Annotated in this window: 22 protein-coding genes; 15 read left to right on the forward strand and 7 right to left on the reverse strand. The window is 59.6% G+C overall.

Features of this window, described 5'->3' with window-relative positions:
• Positions 1-21 precede the first annotated feature (21 nt).
• From Q4577_RS07375 to Q4577_RS07385, 3 genes are all read left to right on the forward strand, one after another.
• On the forward strand, positions 22-1,245 hold the full coding sequence (locus tag Q4577_RS07375; protein WP_303469063.1) for a class I SAM-dependent RNA methyltransferase: 1,224 nt from the start codon (positions 22-24) through the stop codon (positions 1,243-1,245).
• A gap of 23 nt (positions 1,246-1,268) precedes the next feature.
• Positions 1,269-2,042, forward strand: a complete 774-nt coding sequence (locus Q4577_RS07380; protein WP_244683864.1) for an ion transporter — start codon at positions 1,269-1,271, stop codon at positions 2,040-2,042.
• 62 nt (positions 2,043-2,104) lie between these two features.
• Entirely contained in the window at positions 2,105-2,596 is a 492-nt protein-coding gene (locus Q4577_RS07385) for a murein L,D-transpeptidase family protein (protein WP_244683862.1), read from the forward strand.
• Positions 2,597-2,603: 7 nt separating this feature from the next.
• On the opposite strand, the gene Q4577_RS07390 is transcribed toward Q4577_RS07385, so the two are convergent.
• A complete protein-coding gene (locus tag Q4577_RS07390; protein ID WP_303469065.1) occupies positions 2,604-3,536 on the reverse strand; it encodes an ABC transporter ATP-binding protein in 933 nt (310 codons plus the stop codon).
• A gap of 127 nt (positions 3,537-3,663) precedes the next feature.
• Here Q4577_RS07390 and Q4577_RS07395 point away from each other — a divergent pair, with 127 nt between their 5' ends.
• Positions 3,664-3,849, forward strand: coding sequence for a zinc-finger domain-containing protein (locus tag Q4577_RS07395; protein WP_244683860.1), 186 nt, complete (start codon positions 3,664-3,666; stop codon positions 3,847-3,849).
• Positions 3,849-4,472, forward strand: coding sequence for a Pr6Pr family membrane protein (locus tag Q4577_RS07400; RefSeq protein ID WP_303469068.1), 624 nt, complete (start codon positions 3,849-3,851; stop codon positions 4,470-4,472). The genes Q4577_RS07395 and Q4577_RS07400 overlap by 1 nt, the downstream gene beginning before the upstream one ends.
• Positions 4,473-4,481: 9 nt before the next feature.
• Here the strand turns inward: Q4577_RS07400 and Q4577_RS07405 are convergent, their stop codons facing one another.
• Together Q4577_RS07405 and Q4577_RS07410 are read right to left on the reverse strand one after the other, a co-directional pair.
• Entirely contained in the window at positions 4,482-5,042 is a 561-nt protein-coding gene (locus Q4577_RS07405; RefSeq protein WP_303469069.1) for a GAF domain-containing protein, read from the reverse strand.
• 111 nt (positions 5,043-5,153) lie between these two features.
• Positions 5,154-5,711, reverse strand: coding sequence for a GAF domain-containing protein (locus Q4577_RS07410; RefSeq protein ID WP_303469070.1), 558 nt, complete (start codon positions 5,709-5,711; stop codon positions 5,154-5,156).
• Positions 5,712-5,891: 180 nt separating this feature from the next.
• On the opposite strand from Q4577_RS07410, the gene polA reads away from it, so the two are divergent.
• On the forward strand, positions 5,892-8,690 hold the full coding sequence (gene polA, locus Q4577_RS07415; RefSeq protein WP_303469072.1) for a DNA polymerase I: 2,799 nt from the start codon (positions 5,892-5,894) through the stop codon (positions 8,688-8,690).
• A 102-nt stretch (positions 8,691-8,792) separates the two neighbouring features.
• Here the strand turns inward: polA and Q4577_RS07420 are convergent, their stop codons facing one another.
• Positions 8,793-8,996, reverse strand: a complete 204-nt coding sequence (locus Q4577_RS07420) for a CsbD family protein (RefSeq protein ID WP_244683843.1) — start codon at positions 8,994-8,996, stop codon at positions 8,793-8,795.
• A 95-nt stretch (positions 8,997-9,091) separates the two neighbouring features.
• Positions 9,092-9,682, reverse strand: coding sequence for a DUF1285 domain-containing protein (locus tag Q4577_RS07425; protein ID WP_303469074.1), 591 nt, complete (start codon positions 9,680-9,682; stop codon positions 9,092-9,094).
• A gap of 69 nt (positions 9,683-9,751) precedes the next feature.
• On the opposite strand from Q4577_RS07425, the gene Q4577_RS07430 reads away from it, so the two are divergent.
• The 5 genes from Q4577_RS07430 to Q4577_RS07450 all read left to right on the forward strand — a co-directional run bounded on the left by Q4577_RS07430 (position 9,752) and on the right by Q4577_RS07450 (position 18,373).
• Entirely contained in the window at positions 9,752-10,759 is a 1,008-nt protein-coding gene (locus Q4577_RS07430) for a MoxR family ATPase (protein WP_303469075.1), read from the forward strand.
• Positions 10,756-11,631 carry a DUF58 domain-containing protein gene (locus Q4577_RS07435; RefSeq protein WP_303469077.1) on the forward strand — a complete coding sequence of 292 codons (876 nt, stop codon included), beginning with the start codon at positions 10,756-10,758 and terminating at the stop codon, positions 11,629-11,631. Before Q4577_RS07430 ends, Q4577_RS07435 begins: the two co-directional genes overlap by 4 nt.
• Positions 11,628-14,393: a DUF4159 domain-containing protein gene (locus Q4577_RS07440; protein ID WP_303469078.1), complete on the forward strand. Its 2,766-nt coding sequence runs from the start codon at positions 11,628-11,630 to the stop codon at positions 14,391-14,393. Before Q4577_RS07435 ends, Q4577_RS07440 begins: the two co-directional genes overlap by 4 nt.
• Positions 14,390-16,429: a hypothetical protein gene (locus Q4577_RS07445; RefSeq protein WP_303469080.1), complete on the forward strand. Its 2,040-nt coding sequence runs from the start codon at positions 14,390-14,392 to the stop codon at positions 16,427-16,429. The genes Q4577_RS07440 and Q4577_RS07445 overlap by 4 nt, the downstream gene beginning before the upstream one ends.
• A 501-nt stretch (positions 16,430-16,930) precedes the next feature.
• Positions 16,931-18,373: an NAD-dependent succinate-semialdehyde dehydrogenase gene (locus Q4577_RS07450; RefSeq protein ID WP_303469081.1), complete on the forward strand. Its 1,443-nt coding sequence runs from the start codon at positions 16,931-16,933 to the stop codon at positions 18,371-18,373.
• A 113-nt stretch (positions 18,374-18,486) separates the two neighbouring features.
• Here the strand turns inward: Q4577_RS07450 and Q4577_RS07455 are convergent, their stop codons facing one another.
• Positions 18,487-19,341, reverse strand: coding sequence for a DUF4437 domain-containing protein (locus Q4577_RS07455; protein ID WP_303469082.1), 855 nt, complete (start codon positions 19,339-19,341; stop codon positions 18,487-18,489).
• Between the two features lie 393 nt (positions 19,342-19,734).
• Here Q4577_RS07455 and Q4577_RS07460 point away from each other — a divergent pair, with 393 nt between their 5' ends.
• The 4 genes from Q4577_RS07460 to dctP all read left to right on the forward strand — a co-directional run bounded on the left by Q4577_RS07460 (position 19,735) and on the right by dctP (position 23,596).
• Entirely contained in the window at positions 19,735-20,523 is a 789-nt protein-coding gene (locus tag Q4577_RS07460) for an SDR family NAD(P)-dependent oxidoreductase (protein ID WP_303469083.1), read from the forward strand.
• 69 nt (positions 20,524-20,592) lie between these two features.
• Positions 20,593-21,135, forward strand: coding sequence for a TRAP transporter small permease (locus Q4577_RS07465; protein ID WP_244683822.1), 543 nt, complete (start codon positions 20,593-20,595; stop codon positions 21,133-21,135).
• A 76-nt stretch (positions 21,136-21,211) separates the two neighbouring features.
• Positions 21,212-22,498, forward strand: a complete 1,287-nt coding sequence (locus tag Q4577_RS07470) for a TRAP transporter large permease (RefSeq protein ID WP_303469084.1) — start codon at positions 21,212-21,214, stop codon at positions 22,496-22,498.
• A 45-nt stretch (positions 22,499-22,543) separates the two neighbouring features.
• The gene (dctP, locus tag Q4577_RS07475; RefSeq protein ID WP_303469085.1) at positions 22,544-23,596 is read left to right on the forward strand and encodes a TRAP transporter substrate-binding protein DctP; all 1,053 of its coding nucleotides are present in this window, start codon (positions 22,544-22,546) and stop codon (positions 23,594-23,596) included.
• 54 nt (positions 23,597-23,650) lie between these two features.
• On the opposite strand, the gene Q4577_RS07480 is transcribed toward dctP, so the two are convergent.
• Complete coding sequence (locus Q4577_RS07480) at positions 23,651-24,022, reverse strand: helix-turn-helix domain-containing protein (protein WP_303469086.1); 372 nt, start codon at positions 24,020-24,022, stop codon at positions 23,651-23,653.
• Between the last annotated feature and the right edge of the window lie 101 nt (positions 24,023-24,123).

Genomic DNA, 24,123 nt, shown 5'->3' on the forward strand with positions numbered 1-24,123 from the left:
AGATCAGGGCAAAGAGCCACAATGAACACATATGACATTGTCCGTTTGGGACATCACGGCGACGGCATCGCCGAAGGCCCGATTTTTGCACCGCTGACCCTGCCGGGCGAACAGATCAGTGGCCGGTTGAACGGCGACCGCTTGAGCGAAGTCAAGATTATCGCGCCCTCTGATGACCGGGTTGCGCCGCCTTGTCGGCACTTCAAGGCCTGCGGCGGTTGTCAGCTTATGCATGCCTCTGACAGTTTTGTGGCAAATTGGAAGCAGGATGTCGTGGTGCGTGCGCTGTCAGCCCAGGGGATTGATGCGGCGTTTCGCCCGATCGAAACCTCGCCCGCGGGCAGCCGACGGCGGGCCACGTTTTCCGCGCGACGCACAAAAAAGGCGGCCATGGCCGGATTTCATGGCCGCGCCTCTGGCGTGATCGTGGAAATCCCGGATTGCCACCTGTTGCATCCTGACCTTGTGGCCGCCCGCCCAGTGGCCGAGGCGCTGGCCGTGCTTGGCGCAAGCCGCAAGGCCGCGCTGGCGGTGCAGGTTACATTGTCGGCCAATGGTCTGGATATTCTTGCCACCGGCGGCAAACCTCTGGATCGCACGCTGGAGGTCGGGTTGGGCGAACTTGCCGGCCAGCACAACATTGCCCGGCTGGTGTGGGGGGAGGAACCGATTGCCATGCGCGCCCCGCCAGCCCAATCATTCGACGGAATCCGTGTTGTGCCACCGCCGGGGGCGTTTCTTCAGGCAACGGACCATGGCCAATCGGTATTGATCGCCGCCATGACAGAGGCGGTGCAGGGCGCCGACCGGGTGGCGGATCTGTTTGCGGGTTGTGGAACGTTTGCCCTGCCGCTGTCGCGTGCTGCGGCGGTGCATGCCATCGAAGGCGCGCGCGACATGCTGGAGGCGCTGGATGACAGTTGGCGCAAGGCCGAAGGCCTGAAGAAAGTCACCACCGAACCCCGAGATCTGTTCCGCAACCCGCTTTTGCCGGATGAATTGAATCGATTTGATGCATTGGTGCTGGACCCGCCCCGCGCCGGTGCCGAGGCGCAAGTGGCGGAAGTCGCCAAATCCAAAATTGCGCAAATCGGCTTTGTTTCGTGCAACCCGGTTACCTTTGCCCGTGATGCTTCGGTGTTGATTGCGGCGGGGTTCCGCCTTGATTGGGTGCAGGTGGTCGACCAATTCCGCTGGTCGTCCCATATCGAACTTGCAGCCCGGTTTTCGCGCCCTCATATGTGACGCGTAATCAAAGGGTGGGATAGATGCAGGCGAAACTGGCGGCGTGGTTGGATCAGGCGTGGGTCCGCAATTCAATCATTGGCGTGATCTTGTTCAATGCGGTCATCCTGGGGTTGGCCACATCGGAAACGATCATGGCACAGGCCGGTGGTGTCATAGACCTGCTCGACCGGATCTGTCTTGGGATCTTTGTGGTGGAGCTGGCGTTGAAACTGGTGGCGCAGGGCGCGGGGTTCTTTCGCCGTCCCTGGAACCTGTTTGATTTCGTGATTGTCGCCATTTCATTGATCCCTGCGGCCCAGGGCCTGTCGGTGTTGCGCGCCCTGCGTATTCTGCGGGTGTTGCGGGTGCTGTCGGCCGCGCCGCGCCTGCGCCGGGTGGTCGAGGGGTTCATCACCGCATTGCCCGGCATGGGCAGCGTGTTCCTGTTGATGGCGATCATCTTCTATATCGGTTCGGTCATCGCGACCCAGCTGTTCGGCCCGACCTTCCCGGAATGGTTCGGCACGCTTGGGCGCAGCGCCTATTCGCTGTTTCAGGTGATGACGCTGGAATCCTGGTCAATGGGCGTCGTGCGCCCGGTGATGGAGGTCTTCCCTTACGCCTGGGCATTTTTCATCCCGTTCATCATGGTCACCACATTTGCGGTGGTGAACCTTTTGGTGGGTTTGATTGTCAATTCGATGCAGGATGCCCACCACGAAGAGGATGTCGCTGCCACCGACGCCTATCGGGACGAGGTTTTGGTGCGGCTGGAGGCGATTGAAAAACGTCTGGATGCGGCCAACCGGCAATAAAGTGATTTCGCCAAATGCCACAGCCGTGGTATGAAGGCAAAAAAATCACCGGGCAGTGCACAATGTTTCGTTTTCGTTTTATCCTTCTGATTTTATTGGCTTTGTCGGTCACGGCCTGTAGCAAGTTCAAGACCTATAATGGCCCCGAAGTGACCCGCGTCGTCGTCGATAAGGACGCGCGCAAGATGTATTTGCTGCATCATGCCGAGGTTTTGGAACAATATGACGTTGGCCTGGGCTTCGGCCCGGTGGGTCACAAGGAAAAACAGGGCGACGGGCGCACCCCGGAAGGGGAATACCGGATCGACCGGCGCAATCCGAACAGCGAATTCTACCTGTCGATCGGCATTGATTATCCCAATGCAAATGATGTGGCCCGCGCGCGCGAGGCCGGGGTCAATCCCGGCGGCGACATCTTTATCCATGGCCGCCCAAGCAAGTACCGCAAGGGCGGGCGTGATTGGACGGCGGGTTGTATCGCGGTGACCAATTCGGAAATGCGCGATGTCTATGCCATGGTCAAAAACGGCACGCCGATTTCGATCCTGCCGTGATCGCCCGCTAGGCGCGTGACCGCGTCAGCGACAGGAAGACATCCTCCAGATCGGCCTCTTGGGTTTTCACGTCCCGAATGCGGATGCCCGCATTGCGCACCGCTTCCAGCACGTCTTCGGCGGTGGTCTGGGCCGATTTATAGGTCAGCAGGATGGCGTCATCCTTGCGTGTGGCTTCAATTCCCGGACCTTCAGGCAGGGTTGTGACCGGGCCTTCCGGGTGAATGACCATCGCCTTGGCATCCAGCCGCCCCAAAAGATTGCGCGTCGAATCGCGGGCGACAATCTCGCCGTGGTTGACGATGGCAATTTCGTCGCACATTTCCTCTGCCTCTTCGAGGTAATGCGTGGTCAGAATGATGGTCATGCCCCGTTCCCGGTTCAGCCGCCGCACGTTTTCCCACAGCATCTGGCGCAATTCGATGTCGACCCCGGCGGTTGGTTCGTCCAGCACAAGGATTTGCGGATGATGCACCAGCGCCTTGCCCAGCAAGAGCCGCCGCCGCATCCCGCCCGACAGGGTGCGGGCATAGGCATTGGCCTTGTCTGACAACCCGACCATTTCCAGGATTTCATCGCTTTTGCGTTGGGATTTTGGCACGCCATACAGGCCGGCCTGCACCTCAAGCGCGGCGCGCGGGGCGAAAAACGGATCAAGATTGAGCTCTTGCGGCATGACCCCGATCGCGGCACGGGATTGGCGTGGATTGATGTCCTGATCAAATCCCCAGATCCGCACTGATCCGCTGGTTTTCAGGACAAGACCGGCGAGGATGTTGATCAGCGTGGATTTCCCGGCACCGTTTGGCCCCAGAAGACCAAAAACCGATCCGCGCGGGATGTTGAGATCAATCCCCTTCAACGCTTCTTTCGCCGGAGTGTTTTTCTGTTCTGCATAAATTTTGCGCAGATTGCTTATTTCTATGGCATTGTCTGACATGCGCGTCCCCTTGCCCCCCGGTTCTTCTTGGCACATAACGCAAATAGAACGCATTCTCGGATACGGAAACCGAAATCGGTTCTCTGCGGGAAACCATACGTAGTTCAGCCAAAAGGAAATGGCACGAATGTCGACAAAGGCACCCGAGACCAAGATCGTTGAAAGCCATCGCATTGCTTGTGATGGGGGCGGAGTGGCGCTGGGCCATCCCCGCGTTTGGTTGCAGATCCCCCAGGATATTGGCTGGGTTGAATGCCCGTATTGCGATGCGAAATATGTGCACAAGGATTTCGCGGACACGGCAGCCGACTGATGACGGCGCGCCGCATGTCTGCGGCGCTTCTGGCGCTTGCGGTTGCTGCCACGCTGTTCACCCGTATCGGGTTGAACATGGATCAGAATGATGTCGGTCTTGGCGCCGCGCTTTGGGCGATCTTTCGTTATTTCACCATCTGGACCAACACGCTGATCGGTTTTGCGGCGGCCGGGCTGGCGCTTGGCGGCCGATTGGACGGGCGTATTTCAGCCGGTTTGTTGCTGGCGATTTCGGCTGTGGGCGGTGTGTATCACCTTTTGCTGGCCAGTCTGACCGATTTTCAGGGGGTCGAAGCGGTGATTGATACCATGCTGCACACGGTTGTGCCGATCTGGTTCGCGCTGCAATGGGTGCTTTTTGAACCAAAGGCGCGGTTGCGGTTTGCCGATATTCCGCTTTGGCTGGCCTATCCGGCGCTCTATTGTCTCTATGCTTTGGTCCGGGCCAGTGTCGACGGCGTGTACCCCTATCCGTTTCTGGACATTGGAAAAAACGGCGTGGCGGCAATTTTGGTCAATATGGCCGGTCTGTTGCTGGCCTTTGCCGGGCTTGGTGCCCTGATCGTTTGGGTTGCCCGGCTGATGACACGGATATGGCCGCAGGGGTCCACCGCCACCTGATTGCCGCTGCTACCAGTTGTTTGACAGGCGCAGTGCCATGCGCAGACAGACCTGATCGGTGACACAGGCGGCAAGATCGGTGATGGTGTCGATGTCATCCTGCGTCCAGTCGCGTGGATTGGAATCAATGGCGCAGAGCGCGCCCATCGCATGCCCATTCCGATCGTGAAACGGCACACCCAGATAGGCCCGCACCCCAAGATCCGGGATCGCCATATTGTCACAGATCCGCGCGTCCTTGGGCGCGTTCGTCACGATAAGCGGCCGGTTGTCGCGTTTGACGAATTGACAGAACGAATGGCTGAGCGGGGTCTGCCGCTGCAACGCCCAGATCCCTTTTAGCCCGAAACTGCTTTTGAAATATTGTCGGTCTTTGCCTTCTTCTACAACGGACACCAATGCCACCGGCGCGGCCAGTGTGCGGGCAACCAGGCGGGTATATTTGTCAAATGCCTCTTCCGGGGGGGAATCGACCATTTCAAGTCCGACCAACATCTCTGCATAATTTGCCAAATAGTCACTTGTCGCGGGGGATGGCGTATTGTCCCCCGGTATGGGCAGTTCTGACATGTTCGAATCCCTTCGCAGTATTTCACTGCCACAAGCATTGCGGATGTCGGTGTTGATTTGGTTAATTTGTCCAGCCGGATCAAAGGGCTGGATCATGTGGGCCTGTCAGGGTCACCAATGGTATTGCCGCAGCGCAATGCGCAAACGGACCTGATCGGTGACACAGGCGGCGATTTCGGTCATCACCCGGACGCAATTTTCGCTCCATCTGCGGGATTCCGTGTCAATTGCGCAAAGCGCGCCAATTGGATGGCCATGACAATCGTGAAACGGCACCCCAAGATAGGCCTTTATCCCAAGGTCCGGGACCGCCAGGTTGTCGCGGACCCGCGGATCGTTAAGGGCATCCGTGATGATCATCGGCTGATTGTCGCGTTTCACATATTGGCAAAAGGAATGGGTCAGCGGGGTCTGGCGCAGTTTGGCCCAGGTCGATTCCAACCCGATTTCGCTTTTGAAATACTGGCGATCGCGCCCCTCTTCGACGACACAGACCAAGGCCACAGGCGTGTTCAGGGCCAGGACAACCAAGCGGGTGAATTTATCAAAGGCATCTTCGGCCGGGGCATCCACCAACTGCAACGCAACAAGCAATTCAGATTGCTTCAAAAGATCGTCGCTTTGCTCCGATAACGTGCCAATACCCCTTGGCGTCGAGAGGTCAGTCATAACAATTTCCTCGCTACAGTTGACCCAACAACCTTTTGCCGAATGGTTAACAAAAGGTTAACCAGCCTGGTATTTCTTTACCTATCGCCCACAAAACTGCGCCAGAGGTAAATCCGGGTGGCAGTGCCCCCCGTGTCGTGGCACAAGTTCGAAACCCAATGACCCTAGCGGAGACGCGTCATGAGTTTCGGAAAAGGCTGCCACCTGCATCTGATCGACGGATCGGCATATATCTTTCGCGCCTATCACGCGCTGCCGCCGTTGACGCGCAAATCCGATGGGTTGCCGATTGGTGCGGTCGCCGGGTTCTGCAACATGTTGCAGAAGTTTGTCGAGGATAACACCGGGCCGGATGCGCCGACGCATATCGCGGTGATTTTCGACTATTCCGGCAAATCATTCCGCAATGACATGTACGATCAGTACAAGGCCAACCGCCCGCCCGCGCCAGAGGATCTTGTGCCGCAATTCCCGCTGACCCGTCGCGCGACTGAGGCCTTCAATATCGCCTGCAAGGAAATCGAGGGGTTTGAAGCCGACGATATCATCGCCACCCTTGCCTGTCAGGCGCGTGAGGCCGGGGGGCGGGTGACAATCCTGTCGTCGGACAAAGACCTGATGCAGCTGGTCGGTGACGGCGTTGAAATGCTTGACCCGATGAAGAACAAACGCATCGACCGCGACGGCGTGATCGAAAAATTCGGCGTCGGGCCAGAGCGGGTGGTTGATGTGCAGGCGCTGGCCGGTGACAGCGTCGACAACGTGCCCGGTGCGCCGGGGATCGGAATCAAGACCGCCGCTTTGCTGATCAACGAATATGGCTCGCTCGAAGAGCTGCTGGATCGCGCAGAAGAGATCAAACAACCCAAGCGTCGCCAGACCCTGTTGGAAAAGCGCGACCAGATCGAAATGTCGAAACGGCTGGTGCAGCTTGATTGCGACATGAAGCTGGAATTCACCATCGAAGAGTTGGAGGTCCGCGACCCAAAAGCCGATGTGCTTCTGCCCTTTCTTGCCGAGATGGAATTCCGAACCCTGACCAAGCGGATTGCGGACAAGCTGGGGGTCGATACGCCGACCATTCCCGATACCACCACCGGCGACGGTGATCCGCAGGAACAGGCCGAGCAGCTGCCAATCACGCCGGAAGCCTATGAATGTGTACGGGATGCGGCGGCGCTTCAGGTCTGGATCGACCGGATCAAGGATCGTGGCTATGTGGCGGTGGATACCGAAACCACCGGTCTCAATGAAATGCGCGTGGATCTTGTCGGGATTTCGCTTTGCGTCGAGCCGGGACAGGCCTGTTACATCCCGCTGATCCACCGGGCAGAAAGCAGCGATGATCTGTTTGGATCGGACGAGCTGGCCGAGGGCCAGATGGGGCTAGAGGCATGTCTGGCGATGTTGAAACCGGTTCTGGAAGATCCGGCGGTGATCAAGATCGGCCAGAACATGAAATATGATGCCAAGATCTTTGCCCGCAATGGCATCGCGGTGGCACCGATTGATGACACCATGTTGATGTCCTATGCGATGAACGCCGGGCTGCACAATCATGGCATGGATGCGCTGTCGGAAAAGTATCTGTCGCACACGCCGATCCCGATTAAGGATTTGCTCGGCACCGGCAAGAGCCAGATCACCTTTGACAAGGTCGCGATTGATGTCGCCACGCGCTATGCCGCCGAAGATGCCGATATCACCCTGCGTCTGTGGCAACTCTTCAAGCCGCAATTGCATCGCAAAAAGGTCACGCGGGTTTACGAATGGATGGAGCGCCCGCTGGTGCCGGTTCTGGCCCAGATGGAGATGCACGGCATCAAAGTCGACCGCGACACCCTGTCCCGGATGTCGAATGCATTTTCGCAGAAAATGGCCGGGCTGGAGGATGAGATTTACGAACTTGCCGGGCGCAAGTTCAATGTCGGCTCGCCGAAACAGCTGGGCGAAATCCTGTTTGATGAAATGGGAATCGAGGGCGGCAAGAAGGGCAAGACCGGGGCCTATGCCACCGGCGCCGATGTGCTGGCCGATCTGGCGACCGAACATGACCTGCCGGCGCGGGTGCTGGACTGGCGTCAGCTCAGCAAGCTGAAATCGACCTATACCGACGCCTTGCAGGAACATATCCACCCCGATACCGGTCGGGTGCACACGTCATACTCCATCGCCGGGGCCAACACCGGGCGATTGGCGTCAACCGATCCCAACCTGCAAAACATTCCCGTCCGAAGCGAGGAAGGCCGCCGCATCCGCGAGGCCTTTGTCGCGGATAAGGGCAATGTGCTGGTCTCGCTCGACTACTCCCAGATCGAATTGCGCATTCTGGCGCATATTGCCGAAATCGACTCGTTGAAACAGGCGTTCCGCGAAGGCCAGGACATTCACGCCGCAACCGCGTCGGAAATGTTCAACGTGCCGCTGGAAGACATGACGCCAGAGATTCGCCGCCAGGCCAAGGGTATCAACTTTGGCGTGATCTACGGGATTTCCGGTTTTGGCCTTGCCCGCAATCTGCGGATTCCACGGGCCGAGGCCCAGGGTTTCATTGATCGCTATTTCGAACGGTTCCCCGGTATCAAGGAATATATGGATGCCACGGTGGCCTTTGCCAAAGAGCATAAGCGGGTCGAAACCCTGTTTGGCCGTCGGATTCACACGCCGGAAATCGGTGCCAAGGGTCCGCATGCCGGTTTCGCCAAACGCGCTGCAATCAATGCGCCGATCCAAGGGACAGCGGCGGATATCATTCGTCGCGCCATGATCCGTATGCCGGATGCAATCGCGGGCCTTCCGGCGCGGATGTTGCTTCAGGTGCACGATGAATTGCTGTTCGAAGTGGATGCTGCGGCGGCGGATGACCTTATCGGTGTGGCACGCGACGTCATGGAAGGCGCGGCAAATCCGGTGGTGCATCTGGATGTGCCGCTGGTCGTTGACGCAGGGCAGGGTGCGAACTGGGCCGAGGCGCATTAAAACCGCGTCCGGGCAATGGTCAGAGCGCTGGAATGATCTGGGCCGGACCGGCGGCATGTCCGCCACCGGTCCGACAAATTCGTGTCAGGTTGCGATGATGTATCAGGCCGCGACGCGCGTGGCGAAATCATCCACCATCTTTTCGGCCTCGTCCTTGGCCACGCCATAGCGTTCCTGCAACTTGCCGACCAACTGGTCACGCTGACCGTCGATCACGTCGATATCGTCTTGGGTCAGCTCGCCCCATTCTTCCTTGGCCGAGCCTTTGATCTGTGTCCACTTACCTTGGATGATATCCCAATTCATGGTCTTGCCTCCTTAATAAGGTTCCGTTCACACGCGACCATCGGGCCGCGTTGAAAGACCTATGGCAGGTCCGAACAAAGACAAGGGCAAGCCGGTCAGGGCAGCTCTTCCGAGGGGATGATAGGAAAAAACTCGCCACCCGACCACAGGCCGAACCAGCGTTTTCCCGCCACTTCTGAATGTGCCCCGATCTCAACCAGTCGGTAAAAGCTCTTGCGGTCGATCAGCGCCTCAAGATTTGCGCGCACAAGGACATATGGCGCCGGTTCGCCTGTTTTTGCATCGCGTTCGACCCGGATCGGAAAATCCGGGCCAGCGGTGGTAAAATCGCCAACATTTGTTTCAAACGTCAGGGATTGGTCCGCGCCGCTGCCGGAAACCTCGAAATCCACGGCGACAAACGGCGCGTCATCAACGGTAATTCCGACCTTTTCCACTGGCGTGACAAGCACATAGCGGTCGCCATCCTTGCGCAAAATGGTTGAAAACAGCCGCACCAGTTCCTTGCGCCCTATGGGGGTGCCAAGGTAAAACCACGTCCCGTCCCGTGCGATCCGCATATCAAGATCACCACAGTCAGGTGGGTTCCAAAGGTGCACAGGCGGTAAACCCTTACCTTTGCTGGCCGCCTTGGCCGAGGCCGCAAGCCCGTCAGCCGAGGGGACCACGCGATTTTGTGACGTCATTGCTTTTGCCATTTCTTTTTTCAGCGATACACTCACCCACAACGACATAGTGCGCAAGGAGCAGTTTCCATGAATGACGCCCCGGATCTAGTTGCTGACATCGAGGCGCTTGAACAAAAGCTCGCGCTTGCGCGGGCTTCGATCACCAAGCGGTTTATCGGTCAGGAACGGGTGGTTGACCTGACACTGTCGGCGCTGCTCTGTGGCGGGCATGCGTTGTTGATCGGTTTGCCGGGCTTGGGCAAGACGCGGTTGGTGGAAACCCTGTCGACCGTGATGGGCCTGCATGGCAACCGGATTCAGTTCACGCCGGATCTGATGCCGGCCGATATTCTGGGCTCGGAGGTTCTGGAAACCAGCGAGGATGGCAGGCGCGCGTTCAAATTCATCGAAGGACCGATTTTCTGTCAGCTTCTGATGGCGGATGAGATCAACCGCGCCAGCCCGCGCACGCAATCGGCCTTGCTGCAGGCGATGCAGGAAAAACAAGTGACCGTTGCGGGCGAAAACCGGGTGCTGACCGCGCCGTTTCATGTGTTGGCGACGCAAAACCCGATCGAGCAGGAGGGCACCTATCCCCTGCCAGAGGCGCAATTGGACCGGTTTCTGGTGCAGATTGATGTGCTTTATCCCGACCGCGACACCGAACGCGACATCCTGTTGGCCACCACCGGCGTGGCAGAGGAAGAGGCGCATGGTGTCTTTACCGCCGAAGAATTGATTGCCGCGCAGACCCTGTTGCGGCGGATGCCGGTGGGCGAAAGCGTGATGGAGATGATCCTGGATCTGGTGCGTGCCTTCCGCCCCGAAGAGGCCGAGGCCAGCGACCTTGTGCGCGAAAACGTGGCCTGGGGTCCGGGGCCGCGTGCGGCGCAGGCCCTGATGCTGACGGTGCGCGCCCGGGCCTTGTTGGACGGGCGTTTGGCGCCCTCGGTCGAGGATGTGTTGGATATGGCGCGCCCGGTGCTGTCGCACCGCATGGCGCTGAACTTTGCGGCGCGGGCACGGGGCATGTCGCTTTCGGCGCTGATTGATGACACGGCAGCGGGCCTGATGCGGTCCGAGGCGGCTGCGTGAGCCAAACCCCCGCCCATCTGCGCGCAAGATCCGAGGCCGAGGCAGCAACCCTGCCGCCGCTTCTGGCCAAGGCCGAACAACTGGCTGGCACTGTGCTGCTGGGTGAACACGGGCGGCGGCGGGCCGGAATGGGCGATGATTTCTGGCAATACCGTCCGGCGCAACCGGGCGACCGGCGGCGCAGCATCGACTGGCGGCGCTCTGCCCGGTCCGATGGCACCTATGTGCGCGAACGCGAATGGCAGATTGCGCAAAGCGTGATGCTCTGGGTCGATCAGGCGGCCTCGATGCGGTTCGCTTCGACCAAGGATCTGCCGGAAAAGGGGGATCGCGCGCGGCTGATTGCGCTGGCGGCGTCGATTCTGATGATCCGGGGCGGCGAACGCGTCGGATTGACCGGCGGTGTGTTGCCCCCGCGACGCGGCGAGGCGCAGATCCTGCGGCTGGCCGACGCGTTTTCCACCGATCAGCCCGAAGATTACGCCGAGCCGGAAGCACGATTGATGCTGCCGCATGCGCGGGCGATCTTTGTCTCTGATTTTCTGGCGGATCCCGCACCGGTCGAAGCGGCGTTGACCAAAGCCGCGGATCGTGGCGTGCGCGGCGTGCTGTTGCAGGTGCTCGACCCGAGCGAGGAGGCGTTTCCGTTTCGCGGTCGGACGATTTTCGAAAGCGTTGGCAAATCTGTCCGCCATGACACGTTAAAGGCCAGCGAGCTGCGCGATCGCTATCTGGCGCGCCTGGCCGAACGCAAGGATTGGCTGAGCCGGATCGCGCGGGTCACGGGGTGGCAATATCATGTGCACCACACCGACCACTCGGCCCATGCTGCGCTGTTGTGGCTGTATCGCGCGATGGAGGTGGGGCAATGACCCTCTTTGGCATCGGGTTCCTGACACCATGGCTGCTTTTGGGGCTGATCGCGCTGCCGATCCTTTGGATCATTCTGCGCGCGGTGCCGCCCGCGCCGATCCGGCGGATGTTTCCCGGTGTTGTTCTGCTGTTGGGTCTGAAAGATGACGACCAGATCACTGACCGCACACCTTGGTGGCTGTTGTTGCTGCGCATTCTGGCGGTGGCGGCGATCATCATTGGTCTGGCCGGTCCGATCCTGAACCCGCGCGAGGCGGGCGAACGCGGCACCGGGCCGCTGCTGATCGCGATGGATGCAAGCTGGGCCAGTGCCGGGGATTGGGGCGCGCAACAAGAGGCGCTGGAGGCTTTGCTGCAAGAGGCGCAGCGTGATGGGCGCACCGTGGCCATGTTGCGGATGACCGACCCGAAACCATTGCAGTTTCAAACCGCAGACGCCTGGCGTGCGCGCCTGCCGGGTTTGGGGCCAGAGCCATGGGTGCCGGGCCAGGATCTTTATGCCGCCGCAGCCGCGACATTGGGCGCAGAGCGTTTCGATACGCTTTGGTTGTCGGATGGGCTGGAACATCCGGGCCGCGATGACATGCTGGCGACCTTGGAAACGCATGGCGCGGTGCGGGTTGTTCAATCTGCCCGGCCCCTGATTGTGATGGCGCCGCCGGGATTTGCCGATGGCGCGATTGAGTTGGCGTTACGGCGGCTGGACACTGCCGGCCCCTATGTGGCCAGCGTTGTGGCCCATGGGCGCGACCCGTCGGGCAATGCCGCCGTTTTGGCGCGGGTGCCGGTGGAATTTGCCGCTGGTGCGGACCGCGCCGAGGTCTCGCTGTCCTTGCCTGCGGAATTGCGCGGCCGGATCACACGGTTTGAGGTTGAAGGCCAGCGGTCGGTTGCGGCTGTGGCTTTGTCTGACGACAGCCTGCAACGGCGCGAGGTGGCGTTGATTGCCGGACGCGAAGACCGCGAAGGACTGGAGCTGTTGTCGCCGCTGCATTATCTGGAAAAGGCGCTGGCCCCCAATGCCGAGCTGTTGCAGGGCGCGCTGGGCGATATCATGCCCGCCAACCCGGATGTGGTTGTGCTGGCCGATGTGGCGACGCTGGCCCCGGCCGAGGAAGATGCGCTGTTGGATTGGATCGAACAGGGCGGTCTGCTATTGCGTTTTGCCGGGCCGCGGCTTGCGGCGTCTGATGTCAGCCGGGCCGAAGAACATGCGCTGATGCCGGTGCGGCTGCGCGCGGGCGGGCGCACCGTGGGCGGCGCAATGTCCTGGGGCGAGCCAAAGGCGCTGGCACCTTTTGCCGAGGACAGCCCATTTGCCGGATTGCCGGTGCCGGACGAAGTGCGCGTTACCGCCCAGGTCATGGCGCAGCCCGATCCGACCTTGGCCGATCGGGTGATCGCGCAACTGGCCGATGGCACGCCATTGGTCACGCGCAAACGTATTGGACAGGGGCAGGTCGTGCTGGTGCATGTCACCGCCAACGCCGAATGGTCGACCCTGCCGCTGTCGGGTCTGTTTGTGCAGATGCTGGATCGGTTGGCGGTGTCATCCTCTGCCACCACGCCAAGCGCCGAGTCGCTGGATGGAACCACATGGCAACCTTTGCAGGTCATGGATGCCTTTGGCAGCTTGCGGGATGCAGGGACGCGCCCCGGGGTCGAGGGGCCGGATCTGGTCACTGCGGAACTTGGGCCGGATCTTTTGCCGGGCTTGTATCAGAACGAGGATCGTCGATTGGCGCGCAATGTGGTGACCGCGGAAACCGAACTGGCCCCGGCGGTCTGGCCCGCGCGCATACCGGTCGAAGGGTTGAGCAAGCCACAGGAAACCCCGTTGGCCGGTATCTTGATGAGCGCGGCTCTGGCCATGCTTCTGGTTGATGTGATCGCGTCACTGGCGTTGGCCGGGCGGCTGTCGGGTGGGGTGCGCACAGCTGCAACCGTGGTGTTCGCCCTGTTGCTGGTGCCCGAATTTGCCCATGCGCAAGAACGACAAGACAACGATGATTTTGCCCTGACTGTGACATCGGAACTGGTGTTGGCCCATGTACTGACCGGCGACGGTCAATTGGATCAAATGGCCGAAGACGGCCTGCGCGGCCTGTCGGAAACCCTGTTCTTTCGCACTTCGGTCGAGCCTGCCGATCCGGTTGGCGTCGATCTGGAACGCGACGAACTGGCGTTTTTTCCCTTTCTGTACTGGCCGATCAGTGTGGATCAGCCGATCCCGTCGGATGAAGCCTATGCCAAGTTGAACCAATATCTGCGCTCTGGCGGGATGATCCTGTTTGACACCCGCGATGCGGATGTGGCCAGTTTCGGGGCCGCATCGCCCAATGGCCAGCGTTTGCAACGGCTGGCTGCGCCACTGGATATTCCGCCGCTGGAACCGGTGCCGGCCGATCACGTTCTGACCCGCACATTCTATCTGTTGCAGGATTTTCCCGGTCGGCACGCCGGTCGCGATATCTGGGTCGAAGCCGCGCCGCCGGACGCCGAACAGATCGAAGGCATGCCGTTTCGCAACCTGAACGACGGGGTGACGCCGGTGGTGATTGGCGGCAACGATTGGGCGGCGGCCTGGGCCATGGATGCGGGCGGCAATGCGCTTTATCCTGTCGGGCGCGGCTATTCCGGCGAACGCCAACGCGAGCTGGCCTATCGTTTCGGGGTCAATCTGATCATGCATGTGTTGACCGGAAATTATAAATCGGACCAGGTGCATGTGCCTGCGTTGCTGGACAGGTTGGGCCAATGAGCGGAACCATTGTTTTTGATCCGATGCTGCCCTGGGCGGTTCTGGCCGGGGTCGGGGTTTTGGTGCTGATCGCCGCTGGTTTGGCCCTGTGGCGGGGCTTGTCAGGCTGGGGATTGCGGTTGTTGGGTGGTTTGGTGGTGCTGGCGGCCCTGGCGCAACCGGCCTATCAGGAAGAAGACCGCGCGGCGCTGACCGATATTGTCATGCTGGTCGAAGACCAAAGCGCATCGCAGGCGCTGGATGACCGCGCCACGGTGACCGCCGCCGCCGCGGACACGATTGAAACGATGCTGAACGCTCGCGACAATACCGAGGTGCGGCGCATCGTGGTTGGCGATGGCGAAGGCGATCTTGGCACGCAGATGATGACCGGGTTGAACACCGCGCTGGCAGAGGAACCGCAGGCACGGATTTCCGGCATTATCGCGCTGTCGGATGGCCGGGTGCATGACATGGAACGCGCGCCGAATCTGCCTGCGCCGCTGCATCTTTTGATGACCGGGCATGACACCGATTGGGATCGTCGCCTGATTGTGCGCAACGCCCCGGCCTTTGCCATTCTGGGGGAACCCGTCACCCTGACCTTGCGGGTCGAGGACAGCGGCGCCGCGCCGGGGGACACGGAAACGCCCCTGTTGGTGTCGATCGACGGGGCGGAATCGCAAAGCTTTACCGTGCCGCTGAACGAAGACATCGAAATCCCGATGACCCTGCCACATGGTGGGCGCAACGTGCTGCAATTCATCGTCCCAGAGGCCGAGGGAGAGCTGACGGACCGCAACAACACCGCGCTGATCCAGATCAACGGCGTGCGCGACCGTTTGCGGGTTCTGCTGGTCTCGGGCGAGCCTCATCCCGGCGGGCGCACCTGGCGCAACCTGTTGAAATCGGATTCCTCGGTTGATCTGGTGCATTTCACCATTCTGCGGCCACCGGAAAAACAGGACGGCGTGCCGGTGCGGGAATTGTCGCTGATCGCCTTTCCAACACGGGAATTGTTTCTCGACAAGATCGACGATTTCGACCTGATCATTTTTGATCGCTACAAACGCCGGGGCATCCTGCCGGCGATCTATCTGGATAACGTGGCGCGATATGTCGAAGACGGGGGGGCGGTGTTGATCGCGGCTGGTCCTGATTTTGCCAGTGCGGATTCGCTCTATCGGTCGCCTTTGTCCGTGGTGGTGCCGGCCGCGCCAACATCCCGGGTGATCGAACAGGGCTATGCGCCGAAAGTGACCGACGAGGGCGAGCGTCATCCAGTGACCGCCGGATTGGGCAACCCAGAGGATTGGGGCCGCTGGCTGCGCCAGATCGAGATCACGCCGGAACGCGGCACGACGCTGATGTCCGGTGCGGAAGATCAACCGTTGCTGGTGCTCGACCGGGTGGGCGAGGGGCGTGTTGCGCTTTTGGCCAGTGATCATGCTTGGCTCTGGAGTCGCGGGTTCGAAGGCGGGGGGCCGCAATTGGAATTGCTGCGCCGTCTTGCGCATTGGATGATGAAAGAGCCGGAACTCGAAGAAGAGACCCTTTATGCCGAGGCAACTGGCCAGACCATGCGGATTGTGCGCCGCACGCTGGATGAAACCGCCGGGCCCGTCACGGTGATCGGGCCGGATGGATCCGAAGTGGTATTGGATCTGGAAGAGGTCAGCCCGGGCCGGTTCGAAGCGGTACATGAGGGGCCGGAAATCGGGCTGTATCGTCTTGTGGATGGCGATCTGGAGAGTGTAATCGGGTTGGGCCCCGCTGCGCCCAAGGAATTTGAAGAAACGATTGCCACCGCATCCGTGGTTCAGCCATTGATCGACACGATGCGTGGTGGGGTGCTGCGATTGGAAGACGGCCTGCCGCGCATTCGCAATGTGCGTGAGGGCCGGCCCGCCGCCGGACGCGGCTGGATCGGGCTGACACCGCGCGGGGCCTTTGAAACGCGGGATGTGACCCAGGTGCCATTGTTGCCTGCCTGGCTGGTGTTGCTGCTGGCTTCGGGCTTTATCGTCGGGGCCTGGCTGCGCGAAGGGCGCAGTTAGGGCACATCGCGGGTTTTCGACGGCAACAAAATCCAGCGTAGGCAACCGGCCGGACGTCCAAAAAAGATGTGACCTCGGCTGCCGCTTGCGCATCAGGCGCATTTCAACCTGCACCTTATAGACCGCTATCAAGCCAAGATCACGCCGCAGAATGCCCGGATACCAAAGGCATCTCTTCGCGGCCTGATCCCCCGCAGCATTTCCACAATTTGCCGTATCCAAGGATACATGGCGCTGCCTGTGTCCCATGGGGCGTCTCTTGGCAAGGCCGGGGCGCGATTGTGCTGGAAGTCCCGGCTTGCAAGTATACATCAAAACATATATAGCTTTATATGTTATAGGCGCGAAGTGGCCGCAAACCCGCGCGCATCCGGCGACACTGTGCCACCCAATGTGCCCGCGCTCGGAAACCGGGGCGCGAATTTTCGCGACTGACGGGGGCTGTGCACCGGCCAGCACCACCAGGGCCACATGTTGACGGCCATAAAAGGGAAAGAGATCATGAACGCATACCCAGACCTGAACTTGCTGATTGATGGCGACTGGCGGCCAAGCACAAGTGGCGCCACATTGGATGTCATTAACCCGGCGACGGAAGAGGTTCTTGGCGCCTTGCCCGCCGCCACGCCAGAGGATCTGGACGCCGCATTAAGCTCGGCCCAGCGCGGGTTTGAGACATGGCGCGCCCTGTCGCCCTATGCCCGTGCCCGCATTCTGATCGACGCCGCCAATCTTGTTCGGGACCGGGCGGAGATGATTGCCACTGCGGTGACGCTGGAAAACGGCAAACCGCTGGCCGAGGCGCGGATGGAAATCGGCACGGTGGTCGATATTCTGGAATTCAGCGCCGAAGAGGGCAAGCGCCTGCATGGCCGCATTGTCGAGGGGCGCGCGCCCGGCGTGCGTCATTTCGTGGTCAAGGAACCCGTCGGGGTTTGCCTTGCGATCACGCCATGGAATTTCCCGATCAACACGGTTGCGAAAAAGCTGGGCGCGGCGCTGGGCGCGGGATGTTCGGTGATCCTGAAGGCGTCAAACGAAACACCGGCCTCGGCGATTTTGCTGGTGCAGGCGCTGGTTGATGCGGGGCTGCCCGCCGGTGTGGTGAACGTGGTGTTCGGGCCGTCGGGGCCGCTGACCAAACATCTGATGTCGTCCGATATTGTGCGCAAAGTGTCGTTGACCGGCTCGGTCCCGGTGGGCAAGCAATTGGCGGTTCTGGCCGCAGAACGGATGCAGCGCCTGACGATGGAGCTGGGCGGTCATGCGCCGGTGGTGGTGTTTGACGATGTCGATATCGCCAAGGCGGTTGACCTTCTGGTGCCGGGCAAGTTCCGCAACGCGGGGCAAATCTGTATCTCGCCGACGCGGTTCTTTGTACAGGATGCGATTTATTCCGATTTCGTCGATGCCTTTACCGCCCGCGCCGCCGAAATCAAGGTGGGCAACGGTCTGGAGGCTGGCACAATGATGGGTCCGCTGGCCAATGCCCGGCGTCTGGGCGCGATGGATGAATTCGTCGAAGATGCCCGCAAACGCGGTGCAACCATCACCACCGGCGGTGAACGGATCGGCAATCGGGGCTATTTCTTTGCGCCGACGGTGATCAAGGACGCCCCGGACGACAGTATGATCATGACAGAGGAACCCTTTGGCCCGATGGCGCCGATGACGCGGTTTTCCACGATTGAAGAGGTGGCCAAACGCGCCAATGCGCTTGAACTTGGGCTGGCTTCTTATGCGCTGACCAACTCGATGGAACGCGCCACGCGAATTGGTGATGCGCTGGAGGTGGGAATGGTGGGGATTAACACCGTTGGTGTCGCCATTCCCGAAACCCCGTTTGGCGGCGTCAAGGAAAGCGGTTACGGCGTCGAGGGCGGGCCAGAGAGCCTGGAGCATTATGTCGTGCCGAAATCCATCGCGCAAAAGCCGTTCCTGTAAGGGGTGGCATGGGCCTTGGGGCGGGCATTTTGAAGGGTCCGCCCGCCTTTTGGCCCCAAACGTGCCGGCCGCAGTCCAATACTGCGGCCGGCGTTTTTATTAGCGGTCTGGCGTTACATCGCGGCGAGCGTATAGCGGCCTTCGGTGTGCATATAGAGGATGCAATCGGCGTCGGAAGTACAGGATACGGCGTGCGATGCCGCGCCTTTCGATCCGAAATAGCTGCCTGGGTTCAGGCTGTTGGTTTCGGTTTCGCCCGACATGGTTACGCTGGTGGTGCCCGCAATGGTGACCGCACGCATCAAAGGTGCTTCGGTGCTGATCGTGCCGGCATAGCCTGCTGGCAGTTTGACAAAGGTGCCGTTCTTTTCGGTGCCTTCAAGACTGCCCCAAAGATAGGCCATCTGCGCGCCACCAGCCCCCTCGATCCATTGCGCGTCTTCGGCATTCAGCCACATGACGTTGCGCGCGTCGATGTTGATAGGAAGTTCGCCACCGTCGAATTCCTTGTCTTTCGGTTGAACAAGGTAAGGACCGGACAGAATTTCCAGAAAGATCATCGACCGTTCGCCAGCGGCGGTTTTGGCGGCGGTAATGTGATTTTCACCAAATGGCTGGGTCCAGAACGATCCCGGGCCCATCCACATCTTGGCGGCGGCGGGGTCGTCATTGTGGACTTCGCCACTGATGACCACGGCACGATAGGTGATGTTGTGGATGTGCGGCGGCGATTGAAACCCTTCGGCAAAAGTCACCAACATGCCCGATGGCACGTCCTTGCGGATGTCACCCCAAAGCGCGCCGGACCGGGGGCTTGCGTCGCCGCGTGCCGGGTTCAGCTCTATGAACCTGACATCCGTGTCCTTGACCAATTCGTTGCCGGAATGCGCCTCGGCCTGGGTTTGGGTGGCGCCCGCCGCCGCCAAGGCAAGCGTTAGTCCAAGAGCGGTAAGATTGTGCAGTTTCATGTCATTTCCTCCATGTTGACATTTCGTGACAAGCTTACGGTTTCCAGTTTACTTACATTTTCGCAAGTAGGCACATTTTTTACCTATACCGACATTGATGACCAATTTGGGGCCGTTGCGCCGGGATCGGGGCAGTGTGGGAAAAAGCTTCAAATCTCTATTGTTATATAGTTCTATATGTTTTAATATTTAGGAGAGGCCAGAAAAAATCACGATTCGGGAAGGCCAACCCAGAGCGTAAAGGAAAGAAAACCTTATACTTACAAAATTGTAGGTACTTGCATTTAGATAAGGACAAACAGATCCTTTCCCAAATGCACATAGCCGAAAAATCTCGGCAGCCATGCGGCAAGGGAAACCAATGCCCGCGGCGATCGAAGTGGAGGAGACAATATGACCAAAGACAAAGACCTGGCCGGAAAAACCGCCGTTATCACCGGGGCCGGGCGTGGCCTTGGGCGTTCGATCGCGATGTCCTTTGCGCGGGCCGGGGCAGATATTGCTATCTGTTCGCGGACCGTGGCCGAGCTGGAGGCTGTCAAATCAGAGGTCGAGGCCGAAGGCGTGCGATGCCTGATGCATGCGGTCGACCTGTCGGATGAAGCTGCAACCAAGCGTTTCTGTGACGATGTCCTGACGCAATTTGGCAAGATTGACGTGCTGGTGAACAATGCCGGCGCCCAGCTTGAAACCGGTCGGATCGAAGAGTCCGATCCGGGCAAATGGTGGAAGACCATCGAAATCAATGTGCGCGGGCCTTACCTTGTGACCCGTTTTCTTCTGGACGGCATTTCCGAGGGCGGCAAGATCATCAACGTATCATCGGGGATGGGCAAACGCGCCGGCGACAAAAACAGTGCCTACCATATTTCCAAGGCCGCGATGAACATGTTCACCGATGGGCTGGCGAATGAACTTTGGCCGCGCAAGATTGATGTCAACAATCTGATCCCCGGACCGGTCGCGACAAGCATGTTGAACCACGACGCAGCCGACGGCCCCCGCACCAGCCCAGAGGATGTGCTGGAACGGTTTGCCGAAGGGGTGCCGCCCGGCTTTCCCGAATGGGAACGGCTGAAACATCCAGACGAAGTTGGCGAATTGGCACTGTACATGGCGACGCGCCCCATTGGCGGTCCGACCGGTCAGAGCTTTTCGCTCGCACGCCGCCCACTTGGGTAAGGCCGCGCCAACAACGCCAACAGCCGCGCGTCGTGCGGGCGCTGTTGGCACAGGGGAGGAGGACCAATCATGAGATCTTTGATAAGTGGCCTGAACCAGACCAACACCATGATTTGCAGGGTGTTGCGATGGCTGACCATAATTTTGATGGCCCTCATCATGTTGAACGTATTTGTCGGCGTGTTCTGGCGTTACGTCCTCAACAGTTCGCTGCCCTGGTATGAAGAGGCGGGCAAATACATGATGTTCTGGCTGGTCTTTGTCGCCGCGCCGATTGTGCTGAAAAATCGCGGACAGATCGCGCTGGACATCATTCCGAACATGCTGCCGCCGCGCATTCGCAATATCAATTACATGATCATCTATTCCGTCGTGTTCGGGTTGATGTGCGTCTTTATCTGGCAGGGCTACAGCCTCGCCTGGATCGCGCGAAAACAGCAACCTTCATCGTTCGAGCTTTCGTTCTTCTGGATCTATTTCGCCATCCCCTTTGGCAGCGCAATCATGGCTCTGATCTCGTTCGAATTCTCTCTGACGGCCCTGCTTGGCATTTTCAAACCAGACGAAGTCGACCTGGAGCCGGGCAACATGATCGACAATTCCCTGTCCTGACGACGCCCCGACGCCTTTTGGCAATTGCACGTTCCCCTGCGTCGACCGCAGCGGGTTCTGAGGAGGAGAGACTACAATGCCTTTGACGTTTTTCTGGGTCTTCTTGGGCCTGATGGCCGCCGGGATACCAATTGTGTTTGCCCTGGCGGCGGGGCCACTGGCCGGGTTCCTGCTGGCCGATCAGGGGGCGTTCATGAAAATGCTGCCGCAGCGGATGTTCGGCGGAATTGCCCAGTTTCCGATCCTGGCCATTCCATTGTTCATTCTGGCCGGCGAAGTGATGAATGTCAGCGGCATCACCAAGAGCCTTGTGACCTTTGCCAATGTGTTGGTCGGCCATGTCCGTGCCGGTCTGGCGCAGGCCAATATCGTGGCATCCATCATGTTCGCCGGTCTGTCCGGGTCGGCGGTTGCGGATACCTCGGCGCTGGGGTCGATCTTTATCCCGGCGATGGAAAAAGACGGCTATTCCCGGGCGTTTGCGGCGGCGGTGACGGCGGCATCTTCGGTCATCGGGCCGATCATTCCCCCCAGCATCATCATGGTGATCTATGCCTATGTGATGAATGTTTCGGTGGCGGCATTGTTCCTGGCGGGGATCATCCCCGGCATCATGGTCGGCGTCGGATTGATGGTTGTGACCGCGATCATCGGCAAGAAACGCAACTATCCCAAGGCCCACCGGCGCGCCACCACCGGCGAAGTCTGGACCGCGTTCAAACCCGCCTTCCTGCCGCTTCTGACACCGGTGATCATCCTTGGCGGCATCGTGTCGGGCATCGTGACACCCACCGAAGCGGCAGGTGCGGCGGTGTTCTATGCGCTGGTCCTGTCGATGCTGATCACCCGCACGGTCAAGCCTGCCGACCTGATCGGCATCTTTTACCGCACCGGTCTGGTGTCATCCTCGATCCTGTTGATTGTTGGCTCTGCCACGATCTTTGGCTGGGCGGCGACGGTGTCGGGCGTGCCCCAGGCGCTGGGCAAGATGTTGTTCACCATCACCGAAAATCCTTTCCTGTTGCTGCTCTTGGTCAACATCTTGTTGTTGTTCATTGGCATGTTCCTGGATGCGGTGCCTGCGATCCTGATCCTTGGGCCGATCTTTGCCCCCGCTTTGGCCCAGGTTGGCGTTGATCCGGTGCACTTTGCCATCATCATGTGCGTCAACGTCACCGTTGGATTGGTGACGCCGCCGATGGGCATGATCCTTTTCGTCGCGTCTGGCCTGACCCGAACCGGAATCGAGGTCATCTCAAAGGAACTGTGGCCCTATCTGGCGGTGCATTTCCTGGTGATCATCCTGATTTCGATGATCCCGGCCCTGACCCTGACGATCCCCAAACTCGTTGGCTTCATGTGAGCATCGAGGCCTGATTACACCCACCAGACAAACGGGAGGAACCACATGTCTGTCACAACAAAACTCAATACGCTTACCATCGGGTTGACCAGCGCGCTGGCGCTGACATCCGCCGCACAAGCCGCTGACTATACGTTGAAAATCGGCCATGTTGCCGCCGTCAGCCAGCCGCTGTCGACCTGTGCCGAAGTGATGAAATCCCATGTGGAACGCTATTCGGGCGGCCGCATCGAGGTTCAGCATTATCCCGCAGGGCAGCTTGGCAATTTCCGCGAAAACGTCGAGGCGGTGCAGATCGGCACGCTTGAGATGACCCTGACCTCTGGTGGTGGCATTGCCAATTTCTTTGGTCCGATCCAGGCCTTTGATATCCCTTATCTGTTCGCCAATGATCAGGTGATGGACAAGGTGATGGCCGACCGCGCGCTGACCGAAAAACTGCGTGCGGATGTGTTGGATGCGACGGGCACCGTGCGGCTGATGGGTATGACCGGCGGCGTCGGCTGGCGCGACTTCTTTGCGGACACGCCTGTGAAAACCGCCGCAGATCTGGAAGGCGTCAAAATGCGCACGGTGGAATCGCCGGTGTCGATGGAATTCGCCAGCGCGCTGGGCATGAATCCGACGCCGGTGCCCTGGCCAGAGCTCTATACCTCGCTTGCGACGGGCGTGGTGAATGGCACCAAAAACGCGCTGTCGGATGTCGTCGACACATCACTGAATGATTACGTCAAATACGCGGTTGCCGACCACCACACCCACAACCTGATCTTCTGGTGGATGGCCGACACATGGCTGCAAAGCCTGCCCGAAGACCTGCAAGGTGTGGTGGCGGATGGTTTTCATGAGCTGACGAAAACCTGCAACGGCCTTCCCGGCGCGCTGTACCTTGAAAAATATGAGAAATTTGTCGCTTCGGGGGGCGAGGTGCACATTCCGTCAGAAGAGGAAAAGGCCACATTCCTGCCCGGACAACAGCCGGTCATCGACTGGTTTGTCGGCAAATACGGTGCGGAATACTACGATCTGGTTCAGGCCGCTGTGGATCGTGCCAATGCCGACATCGACGCCGAAAAAGCCAGCTTTGTCGGGAAATAACCGCCTGCGCCGGCCCTGAAATCCGGGGCCGGCCCTTGCCATGGCAGTTCGGGATCAGGCGGCATTGTCCTCTGCCGTCTGGTCTGTGCCTTCTTCGGCAAGTTTGCGTTTCTTGAAGGCAATGCCCCATTCCCGCATCACCGAAAGGACAGGTTCCAATGACCGCCCGAATTCGGTCAATTCGTATTCCACCCTTGGCGGCACCTCGGCAAAGACATGGCGCTTGATCACGCCGTCAGCCTCCAGTTCGCGCAATTGCAGGGTGACCATGCGTTGGGTCGCATTGGGCATATTTCGGCACAGCTCGCCAAACCGCAACCGCCCGACAAGCAGATTGCACAGGATCACCGGTTTCCACCGACCGCCAATGACGCTCAGCGTGGCTTCGACGTTGCTGCCGGTTCTCCAGTCATATTTCCGGGCCATGTGGCGCACCTCAATGCTTGGGGGTTTGGTCGGTCAAAAACTAAGAGAAACCGAGATAACTGTCAATAAACGCCAATACCGACAAAAATGTAAGTGAGGCG

It is taken from the genome of Marinovum sp. 2_MG-2023, from assembly GCF_030548265.1.
Lineage (GTDB): Bacteria > Pseudomonadota > Alphaproteobacteria > Rhodobacterales > Rhodobacteraceae > Marinovum.

Coding starts and splice junctions, on each gene's coding strand:
- Q4577_RS07400 (WP_303469068.1), top strand. CDS start 3,849: ATGACGGCGCGCCGCATGTCTGCGGCGCTTCTGGCGCTTGCGGTTGCT.
- Q4577_RS07460 (WP_303469083.1), top strand. CDS start 19,735: ATGACCAAAGACAAAGACCTGGCCGGAAAAACCGCCGTTATCACCGGG.
- Q4577_RS07390 (WP_303469065.1), bottom strand. CDS start 3,536: ATGTCAGACAATGCCATAGAAATAAGCAATCTGCGCAAAATTTATGCA.
- Q4577_RS07395 (WP_244683860.1), top strand. CDS start 3,664: ATGTCGACAAAGGCACCCGAGACCAAGATCGTTGAAAGCCATCGCATT.
- Q4577_RS07380 (WP_244683864.1), top strand. CDS start 1,269: ATGCAGGCGAAACTGGCGGCGTGGTTGGATCAGGCGTGGGTCCGCAAT.
- Q4577_RS07430 (WP_303469075.1), top strand. CDS start 9,752: ATGAATGACGCCCCGGATCTAGTTGCTGACATCGAGGCGCTTGAACAA.
- Q4577_RS07450 (WP_303469081.1), top strand. CDS start 16,931: ATGAACGCATACCCAGACCTGAACTTGCTGATTGATGGCGACTGGCGG.
- Q4577_RS07385 (WP_244683862.1), top strand. CDS start 2,105: ATGTTTCGTTTTCGTTTTATCCTTCTGATTTTATTGGCTTTGTCGGTC.
- dctP (WP_303469085.1), top strand. CDS start 22,544: ATGTCTGTCACAACAAAACTCAATACGCTTACCATCGGGTTGACCAGC.
- Q4577_RS07455 (WP_303469082.1), bottom strand. CDS start 19,341: ATGAAACTGCACAATCTTACCGCTCTTGGACTAACGCTTGCCTTGGCG.
- Q4577_RS07440 (WP_303469078.1), top strand. CDS start 11,628: ATGACCCTCTTTGGCATCGGGTTCCTGACACCATGGCTGCTTTTGGGG.
- Q4577_RS07410 (WP_303469070.1), bottom strand. CDS start 5,711: ATGACTGACCTCTCGACGCCAAGGGGTATTGGCACGTTATCGGAGCAA.
- Q4577_RS07405 (WP_303469069.1), bottom strand. CDS start 5,042: ATGTCAGAACTGCCCATACCGGGGGACAATACGCCATCCCCCGCGACA.
- Q4577_RS07480 (WP_303469086.1), bottom strand. CDS start 24,022: ATGGCCCGGAAATATGACTGGAGAACCGGCAGCAACGTCGAAGCCACG.
- Q4577_RS07465 (WP_244683822.1), top strand. CDS start 20,593: ATGAGATCTTTGATAAGTGGCCTGAACCAGACCAACACCATGATTTGC.
- Q4577_RS07425 (WP_303469074.1), bottom strand. CDS start 9,682: ATGACGTCACAAAATCGCGTGGTCCCCTCGGCTGACGGGCTTGCGGCC.
- Q4577_RS07420 (WP_244683843.1), bottom strand. CDS start 8,996: ATGAATTGGGATATCATCCAAGGTAAGTGGACACAGATCAAAGGCTCG.
- polA (WP_303469072.1), top strand. CDS start 5,892: ATGAGTTTCGGAAAAGGCTGCCACCTGCATCTGATCGACGGATCGGCA.
- Q4577_RS07470 (WP_303469084.1), top strand. CDS start 21,212: ATGCCTTTGACGTTTTTCTGGGTCTTCTTGGGCCTGATGGCCGCCGGG.
- Q4577_RS07375 (WP_303469063.1), top strand. CDS start 22: ATGAACACATATGACATTGTCCGTTTGGGACATCACGGCGACGGCATC.
- Q4577_RS07445 (WP_303469080.1), top strand. CDS start 14,390: ATGAGCGGAACCATTGTTTTTGATCCGATGCTGCCCTGGGCGGTTCTG.